Origin of the sequence: Herbaspirillum lusitanum P6-12 (genome assembly GCF_000256565.1) — a bacterium.
In the GTDB taxonomy this organism is placed as follows: Bacteria; Pseudomonadota; Gammaproteobacteria; order Burkholderiales; family Burkholderiaceae_D; genus Herbaspirillum; species Herbaspirillum lusitanum.
Window position 1 is genome coordinate 1 of record NZ_AJHH01000099.1, and the last position, 11,253, is coordinate 11,253.

12 protein-coding genes are annotated in these 11,253 nt (G+C 52.3%); 7 read left to right on the forward strand and 5 right to left on the reverse strand.

What is annotated here, in order from left to right; all coding sequences use genetic code 11:
• Positions 1–562 precede the first annotated feature (562 nt).
• Positions 563–736 (reverse strand): SbtR family transcriptional regulator, encoded by a 174-nt coding sequence (locus tag HLUSI_RS34885; protein WP_414086289.1) that lies wholly within the window; start codon positions 734–736, stop codon positions 563–565.
• 9 nt (positions 737–745) lie between these two features.
• Here HLUSI_RS34885 and HLUSI_RS32350 point away from each other — a divergent pair, with 9 nt between their 5' ends.
• From HLUSI_RS32350 to HLUSI_RS0103460, 3 genes are all read left to right on the forward strand, one after another.
• On the forward strand, positions 746–892 hold the full coding sequence (locus HLUSI_RS32350; RefSeq protein WP_016832640.1) for a hypothetical protein: 147 nt from the start codon (positions 746–748) through the stop codon (positions 890–892).
• Positions 893–1,049: 157 nt separating this feature from the next.
• Positions 1,050–1,508, forward strand: a complete 459-nt coding sequence (locus HLUSI_RS0103455) for a MarR family winged helix-turn-helix transcriptional regulator (RefSeq protein WP_016832641.1) — start codon at positions 1,050–1,052, stop codon at positions 1,506–1,508.
• Between the two features lie 52 nt (positions 1,509–1,560).
• Entirely contained in the window at positions 1,561–1,929 is a 369-nt protein-coding gene (locus tag HLUSI_RS0103460) for an antibiotic biosynthesis monooxygenase family protein (RefSeq protein ID WP_016832642.1), read from the forward strand.
• 173 nt (positions 1,930–2,102) lie between these two features.
• On the opposite strand, the gene HLUSI_RS0103465 is transcribed toward HLUSI_RS0103460, so the two are convergent.
• Positions 2,103–2,870 carry a class II aldolase/adducin family protein gene (locus HLUSI_RS0103465; protein WP_083830818.1) on the reverse strand — a complete coding sequence of 256 codons (768 nt, stop codon included), beginning with the start codon at positions 2,868–2,870 and terminating at the stop codon, positions 2,103–2,105.
• 240 nt (positions 2,871–3,110) lie between these two features.
• Between HLUSI_RS0103465 and HLUSI_RS0103470 the strand changes: the two genes are divergently transcribed.
• The 4 genes from HLUSI_RS0103470 to HLUSI_RS0103485 all read left to right on the forward strand — a co-directional run bounded on the left by HLUSI_RS0103470 (position 3,111) and on the right by HLUSI_RS0103485 (position 7,331).
• Complete coding sequence (locus HLUSI_RS0103470; protein ID WP_016832645.1) at positions 3,111–3,971, forward strand: fumarylacetoacetate hydrolase family protein; 861 nt, start codon at positions 3,111–3,113, stop codon at positions 3,969–3,971.
• A gap of 72 nt (positions 3,972–4,043) precedes the next feature.
• On the forward strand, positions 4,044–5,684 hold the full coding sequence (locus HLUSI_RS0103475) for a bifunctional 3-(3-hydroxy-phenyl)propionate/3-hydroxycinnamic acid hydroxylase (RefSeq protein ID WP_040503116.1): 1,641 nt from the start codon (positions 4,044–4,046) through the stop codon (positions 5,682–5,684).
• Positions 5,681–6,523, forward strand: coding sequence for a VOC family protein (locus HLUSI_RS0103480; protein ID WP_016832647.1), 843 nt, complete (start codon positions 5,681–5,683; stop codon positions 6,521–6,523). Before HLUSI_RS0103475 ends, HLUSI_RS0103480 begins: the two co-directional genes overlap by 4 nt.
• Positions 6,524–6,572: 49 nt before the next feature.
• Positions 6,573–7,331, forward strand: a complete 759-nt coding sequence (locus tag HLUSI_RS0103485; RefSeq protein WP_016832648.1) for an IclR family transcriptional regulator — start codon at positions 6,573–6,575, stop codon at positions 7,329–7,331.
• Positions 7,332–7,446: 115 nt separating this feature from the next.
• Here the strand turns inward: HLUSI_RS0103485 and mhpA are convergent, their stop codons facing one another.
• Genes mhpA through HLUSI_RS0103500 form a run of 3 tightly spaced genes read right to left on the reverse strand, consistent with a single transcriptional unit; the run spans position 7,447 to position 10,967 of the window.
• Complete coding sequence (gene mhpA / locus HLUSI_RS0103490) at positions 7,447–9,051, reverse strand: bifunctional 3-(3-hydroxy-phenyl)propionate/3-hydroxycinnamic acid hydroxylase MhpA (RefSeq protein WP_016832649.1); 1,605 nt, start codon at positions 9,049–9,051, stop codon at positions 7,447–7,449.
• A gap of 34 nt (positions 9,052–9,085) precedes the next feature.
• Positions 9,086–10,159, reverse strand: a complete 1,074-nt coding sequence (locus HLUSI_RS0103495) for a VOC family protein (protein WP_238533910.1) — start codon at positions 10,157–10,159, stop codon at positions 9,086–9,088.
• Complete coding sequence (locus HLUSI_RS0103500) at positions 10,131–10,967, reverse strand: fumarylacetoacetate hydrolase family protein (RefSeq protein ID WP_016832651.1); 837 nt, start codon at positions 10,965–10,967, stop codon at positions 10,131–10,133. Before HLUSI_RS0103500 ends, HLUSI_RS0103495 begins: the two co-directional genes overlap by 29 nt.
• Between the last annotated feature and the right edge of the window lie 286 nt (positions 10,968–11,253).

Genomic DNA, 11,253 nt, shown 5'->3' on the forward strand with positions numbered 1-11,253 from the left:
GGTCAATGCTGGTCAATGCTGCGAGCAAAGGAACACCTAGGAAAATACTGAAATGCATTCAGTGAGAAAAATTCAAATATTGATGATGGCAAGCACACTTAGTCTAGTCGCCTGTGAAAAAGGATCAGTCGGTGCGGCGAAATCATTGGAATATTACGGAACGCATCTCAGCGAAGCCGATTCAGTTATAAGTCAGTGCAATAAGCTCGAGAAGAATGAGCTAAGTGTAATGTCCCCGACTCAACGTTTAGCTTGGATGGAAACTACAGAAGGGATTAACTGCCACAATGCGTCTGAGGCACGGTCAAATAACGACTACGCGGCGCATCAAAAGAAGATGCGAGATGCCGCTGCTAAATACCGCTAGATTGAAGCCATTGTCCGTTCGCTCAAACGATAAAAAGAGAATGCTTGAATTAAAGCCCATCTATTTTCTGTTCGAAACCGGATGGCCGCAATCGGCGGCTGCTGCCATCGCTTTAGCGGTGGCAGCGCGGAACTGCTCGCTGCACCAGATCACCACAATAGGGACAACATCGCTTTCGTGATTTCTTCAAACGATTCACGACCGTGAATATCGCAATCCATCAGTGAGCAGGTTTAACATCCGATGCGTATGCGCGTTTCCTTCGTCGCCGGATGCAACAGACAAGTAACCAATCGCGCGTAGCAAGTCATACGCATCAACATCACGCCGAATACCACCCGCTGTAGCTGCAGCACTAAGCAATGACACAAGTGTGGAGTGAACCCTTCGGGCTGGACCAAGGCCCGCGGCCGCGATGCCGCCGACGTGGCGCTCAACAATACCTTCGGGCCCAATACGCTGAGCAGCTTCAAGGTGTGGACGGATGAAGTCAGTCAGCGTCAGCCGGGTGAACCGTGGCTGTAACTCGACAATCGAAATGACCGGTCGGACAAGATTGATTCAGCAAGAACCATTTCCGAGGGAGGACAACGCATCCTTGTTCTGAATGATAAAAAAATCTCGCATTAATTGACAACCGGCTACCAATAATGGAAACTGGTTGTCAATATACGAGAGAACAATGAATACAAACAAAGCAGACAAGCTAACCGCCGTTGCGTTGACCATCTTCCGTTTGAACGGTCTTTTGATCGAATGGGGCAACGATTTTTGCCAACCACTGGGACTCACCAGTGCTCGCTGGCAAGTACTCGGCGCCATTGCCCTGTCTTCGGAGCCGCTCAGCGCCCCTCAAATTGGCACATCGATGGGCATTACCCGACAAGGCATTCAAAAGCAGATCAATCTGCTCATTGATGAAGGTTTGATTCTGGCGCTTCCGAATCCCGGAAATAAACGCTCCCCCCTATATGCGCTGACCAAGCAAGGCCAGCATAGCTTTTCAGCCATTGACGATAGCTGGAAGCAGCATGTGCAAAAACTGTCCGGTGAATTCACCAGCTCCGACCTGGATGCGACGATTCAAGTGTTGTCCGCGTTATCGAATTTTTATGCCGGTTCACCCAAGAACAATAGCTAGAGCATGGAAATTCGCCACCTTCTGCTTCCCACTTTTCAAATAGGAGTTTGTCATGCCACAAATGTCGCCTCTTGATCCGTCTTTTCCGATCGAACGCCAGATTTCCATCGAATGCGGTCCCGTCGTACTGGTCAATGTATTCACGCTCGACAAATCCGACGAAGAAATATTTTTGCAGGCCTGGGCTAGTGATGCAGCAGTCATGAAGCGACAGCCTGGATTTATTTCAACCCAACTTCACAGGGCAATCGGCGACAGTCCGACCTACCTGAACTACGCGATCTGGGAATCTACTGCAAACTTCAGGGCCGCGTTCAATCATCCCGAATTCAGATCCAAGCTCTCCGCCTATCCATCTTCGGTCCACGCACAACCTCATCTTTTTCAAAAAGTTGCCGTCCCCGGATTTTGCGTGGCCTGACATATCACACCCGACGTAAAAACTCAGGGATACGGCGTTTAAGGCATCTCTGAGCCGATCAACGCAAGCATTGCGGATAAAGTAAACGGACGGCCAGACCGTCAGCGCACGTAATACGTTGAAACACTCCGCCGTCAGTGGAAAACCACACATATCCCCTGACGGCCCTCCCTCTACAGACCTAACGCTTTAGCCTTCCAAAGCCCCCATGGTCGCTGGGTTTCGCTATCCATGACCTTGGCCGCCGTCTTTGCCTCTGCGTCGGAAAGATAATGCGGCTCTCCCAACTGCACGGCCCGGAGTTGAGTCGACGCATTGACCTCCGTGTAGACCGCACGATACACAGCCTCTCGAATCCCCCGTGCGACTACAGTCGATCCATGTCCACGCATCATGACCAGGTCCGACTGCCCGAGTGAGCGCGCCAACGAGGCGCCCATGGCTGCCGAGCGGATCAACAGATCGGTCCCATCGCCGAACTCGTCCGAAATTTCAAATAAAGGAACCTGAGTTCCAATGAATCCGCACATGTGGCAGACCGCGCGCAGGGGGGTAGATTTCGAGACCGTAAAGGGAACAACTGTTGGTGAATGACTGTGGACGACCGCCATTACTTCCGGACGGGCTTTATAGATCTCGCTATGGATAAAGCGCTCCAGAAACTGTCGCGGCGGATCGCTTTGAACGGCCACCGCGTTCATGTCAAATTCAAGCAGATCCTCGGCACAGACCAAGCCTGGCGCCATGTTTCGAGAAAGAAGAAAGCGATCACCCCGCCCCGGATGTCTGACGCTCACATGGCCAAACGCGTCAACCACTCCCTGGTTGAACAAAATCCGATTGGCGACGACAAGATCCTCAACAACCTGAGGGTCGATGCCGATTTGTTCGGATACAACCGAGATGGCGCCGAGTGAATCGACTGAAAGAGTTGCAGTCATGTTGAATTACTCCGTAGTAAAAAATAGTCGTCGATATTAGTGATGCCTGGTCCGAACCAAATGTCTCCATCACGTGCCGAGGCTGCCATTCGCAAAAACTCCCCCGCCACCTTGCGAATAAGCACCCTGCGCCAACAGTTTTCTTCGCTTGGCACACATGATAATTAAATAATTATGTTTACTAATTTGAAAAAATCTCTATCATTTGAGAATACAACCAACTCTCAGTAGAGGATCAATATGAAAATCGCCAGCTATCTCCATCAAGGTCAAGCCAGTTATGGCGTCGTGGTCGACGCAGGGGTTATCGACGCGTCGTCAATCGCGAAGGAAATTGGCAGTTCCCTGAAAGACGTACTTGCCAACGGAAAACTGATCGAGCTGCAACGGTTTTCTGAAGGAGAAAAGCACATCGTCCCGTTCTCTGAAATTACGTTTCTTCCCGTTGTATCTGATCCGGGAAAAATTCTGTGCGTGGGCATCAACTACCTCTCTCACGTTAAAGAAACCGGAAGAGAAATACCCAAGTACCCGATGTTCTTCACTCGTTTTGCGGATTCGCAAATCGGCCATGAGCAAGCAATGATCCGTCCCTTTGCGTCAGATAAATTTGATTTTGAGGGTGAGCTGGCAGTTGTAATCGGGAAAAAAGCGCGGCACGTAAAAGCTGCCGATGCAGTCGAGCATGTGGCCGGCTACGCCTGCTATAACGACGGCAGCATCCGTGACTGGCAGAAGCACACCATCCAGTTCATCCCAGGTAAAAATTTCCCGAAAACAGGCGGCTTTGGCCCCTGGCTTGTCACCGCAGACGAAGTCGGCGACCCCTCACAACTTCAATTGACAACCAGATTGAACGGACAAGTCGTCCAGGAGGCAAAAACCGACGACCTTATTTTCTCCATTCCTGCCCTCATTGAATACTGCTCCACCTTCACGGAGTTGAATCCGGGCGACGTGATCATTACGGGCACGACCGGTGGTGTAGGCGCCTTCAGAGAACCTCCGCTTTGGATGAAAGAAGGTGATGTGGTTGAGGTGGAAATCTCTCGCATCGGAATTCTTCGAAACACTATTTCTGACGAAAAGACAGCAAACTGAAAATCGTATTCCTAGTCGGCATACCTCTTTTGCAAATGGCCATTGAGGTATGCGGCAGAAAAGACAGTCAACATGAACATTGAGACAATCAAGACCGCAGTGCTCGTCATCGGCGCCGGACCAACAGGGCTGACGCTTGCCAATATTCTCGGCCAAGGAGGAGTAAGGACTGTCGTAATTGATCGCAAGGAAAGTACAGTCGGAGAACCCCGGGCGGTATCCATCGACGACGAGTCCTTGCGCACCATGCAGGCGATTGACCTGGTAAAAGACGTCCTCAAGAATGTTGTGACAGGTTATGGCGTTCACTATCTGACCAAGCCGGGGGGACGATGTTTTGCCAAGGTCGAACCCACTGCCAGCGAATATGGATATCCTCGTCGCAATGCGTTCCGGCAACCGCTCTTCGAAGCGACCTTGCGTGAAGGCCTGGATCGATTCCCTTCCGTCACGACTCATTTTGGCCATACCTTGCAAAGCTTCGTGCAACACGAAGACGGCGTCATCGCCACCGTGATCAAGGCTGACGGCAGTACTGCATGCATCCACGCAGATTACCTCGTAGGAACCGATGGAGGGCGGAGCACGGTACGCGAGCTGCTAAACGTCCCGATGTCCGGCTCAACCTTCAAGTCTCGATGGCTCGTGATCGATACCGAAAATGATGACGACACTTTTTGGCAGACCAGGGTTTACTGCGATGCAAAGCGTCCCGTGGTCGATGTGCCAGGGCCTCACCATACCCGACGCTACGAGATACTCATTCATCCGCACGAAGATGCAGAGCATGCAATGACACCAGAGCGTGTTACCGAACTGCTTCGTCCTTTCCGCAACGGTCGTCCCACAGATATTGTCCGCAAAGTTGTCTATACGTTTCACGCCCGCATGGCAGACAAATGGCGAGAAAACAGGGTTTTTCTTGCCGGCGACGCTGCACATCTGACTCCTCCGTATGCAGGACAAGGTCTCAATAGCGGTATTCGGGACGCCCACAATCTAGGCTGGAAGCTGGTTGCCTTGCACAATGGGATTCTGACGAATTTGGCGCTTGATTCGTATGAAACAGAGCGCCGCCCACATGCATGGTCTCTGATCAAACTGGCGCTCAACCTGGGTTTCGTGATGGCTCCGAAAACACGCTTGCATGCATGGATTGCACAGACTTTCTTTACTCTGAGTGCCTATGTCCCGCCGGTCCGGGACTATTTCCTTCAAATGAAATTCAAGCCCAAGCCGCAATATGCCAATGGTTTGCTGGGCCCGGACCTGACATCCGGCATGCGAGGCCACATGTTCTCTCAACCGACCGTACTGTTGACCGACGGTCGGGAAACGCTGCTGGACGATGTGATCGGCCACAGGTTTGCCCTGATCAGCTACGGTAGCGTTCCTACGTTAAAACATCCGCTTTGGCGTACGACGAATGCAATCCGCATTGCCATTTTGCCCTCTGGATCGGATGCCCAGGCATCAGAAAAAACGGACTCTGTCATCGTGATCGACAAGAATGATCGCCTGCGTACATTCTTTGAAAAGAACAAGGATCACATCGCTTTTCTACGCCCGGATCGCTACGTCGCCGGACTTTTCACGTCTTCCACGGAAGAAATTTTTGCCGACGATTTTTCAGCAACATTGGATAGTGGCGTAACCGTCGAATGGAATGAACGGACGGCCTATTCCACGGTACAAGAAAGGGTGACATTATGATTGACCGCCTCCAGACATCGACGCCTGCATTTTTGCATCACCTCCACATCAGCAGTGAAAATCCTGCGGCGCTCGCGACGTTCTATCGGACACAATTCAATCTTGAACAAATTGACAAAACGGAAGACCGACATGTACTGCTCGGGGGGGCACGGTCGGTCATCATCAGCAAAGGCTCGCCGGCAAGCCTTTCCTGTGCGGGCTTTGCAATGCGCAACAGTGACGACGTATCGGCATTGCGCAGGAAAATTTCTGCGGAGGGACTCTCTCCGCTGGATGCAGAAAATCCCCTCTATCAACCAGGCGCATTTGAAGTTTTCGATCCGCAAGGCCGTCGGGTTTCTTTCGGAGTTCCGAGACATCTTCGCAGTACCGACCCGGCTCCCGCTCGCCTTCAACATACCGTATTTCAAACGACCGAGCTGGAACAGGTTGTCAGGTTCTATACCGAGAGAATCGGCTTTACGATCTCGGACGAGGTTGTCGACGAAGATGGTACGATTATGGTCGTCTTTATGCGCTCAGACGATGAACACCATTCGATGGCATTTTTCCGTGGCTCCAGAAATGAATGGGATCACCATTGCTACGAAACAAATGAGTGGAATGACATTCGTGACTGGGGGGATAAATTTGCGAAACAACGCATTCCCATTTTCTTCGGTCCCGGTCGCCATGGCCCCGGTAACAATCTGTTTTTCATGGTGACCGATCCGGATGGCAACCGGCTTGAGTTTTCTGCCGAGCTACAATTGGTGGAACCTCAGACTCTGCCCGGCGTTTGGCCTCACGGAGAATACACGCTCAATTCTTGGGGGCGTGCCTGGATTCGCAGCTGAGTGGTGTCGAATTCGACTATTTTGAAAGTAGAGCAAGGATTTTATTTAAATGGGAGCAACCGATCGATCGTTGAGCTTGCTACGGCTGTTCACACTGGAACAGCCCTCCTGGACCGCTGAACAGGTAAGTTCAAAGCTGCAAGTTTCCATTAGCACGGCCTATCGCTATCTACTTGCATTGGAGGAAATCGGCTTGATTGCGGCTGTCACAACAGGCCGCTATGTTCTGGGTCCGGCAATTATCCAATTGGATCGCCAAATTCAATTGACCGATCCGTTGTTGACCGCGGCACGTCCGATCATGAACGACCTGGTCGCCTACGCGCCCAAAGGTTCGGTCGTTCTGCTTTGTCGCTCTTTCAGCGACAAGGTCCTCTGCATCCATCAAGTAGTCGGCGACTCCTCGCCCCCGGAAGTCAGCTATGACCGGGGCCGACCGATGCCGTTGTTTCGGGGGGCGACCTCAAAGGTCATCCTCGCCGGCTTGCCTGCTCGAAAACTGAAATCTCTCTATGCGGACAATACTCCGGCGATATCTCAAGCCGGCCTGGGAGAATCGTGGGACGCCTTCAAAAGCAAAATGTCGTCATTACGGAAAATGGGACACGATGTTACGCATGGTGAGCTTGACGCCGGACGCATTGGAATTAGTGTGCCGGTACTCAACGAAGAACGCCAGGCCACAGGGAGCATCAGTTACGTGGTTACTGATGATATTGACGCGCGCCTGATACCCCGGCTGATCAGCCTGCTCAAAACCGGATCGCAGGAAATAGAACTGACGCTGACCAAGCAAAAAGATGAGTGATTTTTGTCGCGTGAGCAGCCAGCGAATGCATCATCGAGTATAAAAAAATTGGGGGCGTTACACATCACGTGTTACACATCACGTGTAACGCCCCCAATTTCTCAAACTTCCTCCATTACCGCTCATTTCCTTTACTGTAGCCGTAGCCCTTGAGATCATTATCCAACCGCCCGATCAGTCCGCTGACGTCCGTTGATGTCAGTGCGCTGCCGTAGACATAGAAATCTGGTCGGACCAACATTGCTTTCATGCTTTGGGAATCCATGAATGAACTGAACTTGCCGTCCAGATCCACGATGGCATGTCCGACGCTGTCGTCTTCCTTCGAAAGATGGACCGCGACGCCCCCAAGGGAATGGAGCTTCTCCAGATCATTCTTTGATATTGCGGAAAACAGTTCCGCATCACGGACGACGAGCGCAAAGGCCTGGCCAAGAAGATCGTCATAGCGTCCGACCACACCCAGGTGCCGTACCGTTCCATGCGGACCAAGAAGTCCTGCGCCGGGACGAATGGCGCCAGAAATATCTTTATCAAGCAAGCCGGCTATCAACGATGGAAACGGCGGTGGTGGTGTTACCGTCTTGTCAAAGAATGATTTATCGCGGCGAGCAGCAGCTTCCGGATCGGGCACGCAAATCACCTTGCCGAGATACATCGACAAATCGACGATGTCGCTGGCATGGGGACGGCGTTCAGTCTCGTACGTGTCAAGCAATCCCTCATCCGCCTGACCGGACAAGACCAAATGCAACTTCCAGGCCAAATTCCAATCGTCACGCAAGCCCGCACACATGCCTTGCCCCATGAACGGCGGCATAACGTGCGCCGCGTCCCCCGCAATCAACAGGCGTTTGTTGCGCCAGTTTTTTGCGATCAGCGAGCGGAAGGTGTAAACCTTATGACGGACAATGACCGCCTGATCAGGTTTTACCCACGGCTCCAGGAGCTTCCAGGCCATCTCCTCACTTTCAAGCTGCTCCCGGGCCTCTCCCGGCATGCGCATGAATTCCCATCGACGATAATATTTACCATCGCGCACACCGGCAGGGACGATAGTTGTAGGGCGTGCAGGATTGCAATATTGGGCGGCTGCCGGCACGTCGAGAGTGACGCCGTCATTGGGCATTAAATCGATTACCAACCAGTCCGCCTCAAAACCGCGATCCTCTTGTTGCGAGCCGATGACAGCTCTCACCTTGCTGTTGGCGCCATCTGCCCCAATCAAATAACGTCCGCGCACAATCCGCGTTGCGCCGGTTTCCACATTTTTTACCACCACTTCCGCGTACTCGTCGGTCTGACTGATCTCCATGACCTCCGAACCCAGATTGACGTCAATGTTCTCGTATTGACGAACCGCTTTGTCGAACATGGCCTCCATCGTGGGTTGATGAACGAAATGAACCTCCGGCCCACCGGAAATAGACTCTGCAGCCCAATCAATTGAAAGCAATTCCTTCCATTCTGCGTTAAACCATTTATAGAGCGGTGCAGGATGGCTGACCTCAGGCAATTCGTCACGCAAGCCGATTGCGCTGAGGACACGATAGATTTCATGATCGATACATACTGCGCGCGGAAGAGGAAATCGCTCCGTCCAACGCTCGAACACTGCTACGGAATGCCCTTGTCGCGCCAGCATGATTGCCAGAATTTCGCTGACAGGTCCGTAGCCGACCTGGATGACGTCATAGATTACTTCGTCTTTCATATTCATTCACTGCCTCCGTTTTGCTCTTCAGTACCGAACTTCATACTGGTTTGAGTTCATAGTTTTTAGTAAAGTCGTCCGGCGGCACTTCCCCCCAGACATAAAGCGCATCTTCCGCGGGATAGTCGCCGGCCGGCCAATCCGAATCGGCAGCGATATGGTCGATATCAAAGGAATATTCGCAATAGCTTCCCCAGGGATCTCGCACATAGCGGAAGTAATTGGAACCCAGTACATGGCGTCCCAGCCCCCAGCCGCGTTCATAGCCGGCGACTGCCATCTGCTGGCTGCCCAGACCAACGTCATCAAATGAAGTGACGTCCCAGCTGCTGTGATGCAGACCCGGACCACCACCTCCGGCCAATGCAATCAGGTGATGATCGCTTCCGTGGGCCCCATGCATGAAAGCGATGATGGAACCGGAACGATCGGAGAGCCTCAGTCCAAGCACGTCGATGTAGAAGCGGGCAGCAGCATCCACATCGGCGGTAAACGTCAGAATATGCGACAAGCGATTTGGCCGGACCTGGCGGGTTTCACTACGGCGCGGGGCGCGCCCGTGGTCGCTTGCTTCCGGAGCGAAGACGCGTGGAGATTTCCTGTCCGGCGTGCATTTCTCGCTGACCATGAGTTGCTGAGCAACGCCATCCGGCCCCTGGAACCAGATCCCCTCCGCGGGCGCACCGGGAGGGTTTTCAACTATCGGGATATTCTTCTTTCCCAACTGCTCGACGAAAGCGCGCTGGTCGTCCTCATATATGCCCCAACTGATCCATAGGAGCCGCTTCTCATCCCCCTGGAATATCCTGGCCCAACGATGGGGATGCCCGTAGCTATATAGAGCCAGATAGTTTTCCTCACGCCGCACATCCAGGCCGAAATCTCCATAGAAACTCTGCGCGAGTTGCAAATCCGGAACACTAAAGACGAATTCATTGATGGAGTGCACGCCGAGAACGTCCGGCCGACGTGCGCACGCCGTCTCTGCCAGTGCAGAAACCGATGCATTTATAGTCATGTCTCGCTCCTTGTCCTTCTTGAATACCTGTTGCTGCTTTTGCAGACTTGTGAAGAGGCTGCTTTTTTCAGACAACCAATTGGGTCTGGCTTCCAAGCTGGTCGATGCGAAGTGAAACCACATCTCCCTTTTTAAGAAACTGGGCCGGCTTCATTCCAAGACCGACACCCGCTGGAGTACCGGTGATAACAACGTCTCCCGGCAATAGCGTCATGAACTGACTCAGGTATGAAACAATTTCCGCCACCGGAAAAATCATGTCAGCGGTATTGCTGCTTTGCTTCACCACGCCATTGACGCTCAATTCCATACTGAGGATTTGCGGGTCAGGAATCTCATCGGCTGTCGTCAACCAAGGACCGATAGGTCCGAAGGAATCGAAGCTCTTGCCTTTTCCCCATTGACCATTGCGCTTGATCTGCCAGTGCCGCTCAGAGATGTCGTTTGCAAGCACATATCCTGCTACGTGCTCCAATGCCTTCTCGCGCGTGACTTTGCGAGCCAGCGTACCGATAACGAAACCGAGTTCCACTTCCCAGTCGAGTTCTTCTGAACCCTCCGGCATGACGATGTCGTCATTAGCGCCGCTCATCGATGTCAATGCCTTCGTAAACACCACCGGCTCAGCGGGAATGGGCAGACCGGATTCTTCCGCATGTTTCCTGTAGTTGAGACCGATTGCAATGAACTGCCGGCCTCCCGAAAATGGAATGCCAAATCTCGGCTGGTCAATGACAAGCGGCATTTTCTCCAAATCAATAGCCGCCAATGCCGCCAACCGCTGCGGCGCCAACCACTCGGGTGTCAGCTCGGAAATCAACAGTGACAAATCGCGGACTTGTCCACTTTTATCCAGGGCGCCTACTTTTTCTTGCCCAAGCGGGCCATAACGAAGCAATTTCATTTACGTCTCCAATTCAAATTGACACATATGTCAATTTGAAGATTACGTAATAATGACACTTATGTCAATTTGAAATAGGTGGTGCTTTGGATATTTATTTCTGAAAAATTTTCGGAGAAAATGCGCGACATGCGAGTTACCGCCGGAGAATTTCAGGTACGCTTCCGCTCTATGGAAAATTCAACAGAGAACATGATTGGAAACCATCGCACGAGAGTTGGAATCGAGCGTAGAGAGAAAACGCGAATACGCTTGCTCCAAAGTGCCGTCGGGGTCTTTGCCGAGA

What these genes read in the sequence shown, in the direction of transcription:
- HLUSI_RS0103455 (WP_016832641.1), top strand. Translation starts at nt 1,050, where the DNA reads ATGAATACAAACAAAGCAGACAAGCTAACCGCCGTTGCGTTGACCATC.
- HLUSI_RS0103460 (WP_016832642.1), top strand. Translation starts at nt 1,561, where the DNA reads ATGCCACAAATGTCGCCTCTTGATCCGTCTTTTCCGATCGAACGCCAG.
- HLUSI_RS0103465 (WP_083830818.1), bottom strand. Translation starts at nt 2,870, where the DNA reads ATGACTGCAACTCTTTCAGTCGATTCACTCGGCGCCATCTCGGTTGTA.
- HLUSI_RS0103470 (WP_016832645.1), top strand. Translation starts at nt 3,111, where the DNA reads ATGAAAATCGCCAGCTATCTCCATCAAGGTCAAGCCAGTTATGGCGTC.
- HLUSI_RS0103475 (WP_040503116.1), top strand. Translation starts at nt 4,044, where the DNA reads ATGAACATTGAGACAATCAAGACCGCAGTGCTCGTCATCGGCGCCGGA.
- HLUSI_RS0103480 (WP_016832647.1), top strand. Translation starts at nt 5,681, where the DNA reads ATGATTGACCGCCTCCAGACATCGACGCCTGCATTTTTGCATCACCTC.
- HLUSI_RS0103485 (WP_016832648.1), top strand. Translation starts at nt 6,573, where the DNA reads ATGGGAGCAACCGATCGATCGTTGAGCTTGCTACGGCTGTTCACACTG.
- mhpA (WP_016832649.1), bottom strand. Translation starts at nt 9,051, where the DNA reads ATGAATATGAAAGACGAAGTAATCTATGACGTCATCCAGGTCGGCTAC.
- HLUSI_RS0103500 (WP_016832651.1), bottom strand. Translation starts at nt 10,967, where the DNA reads ATGAAATTGCTTCGTTATGGCCCGCTTGGGCAAGAAAAAGTAGGCGCC.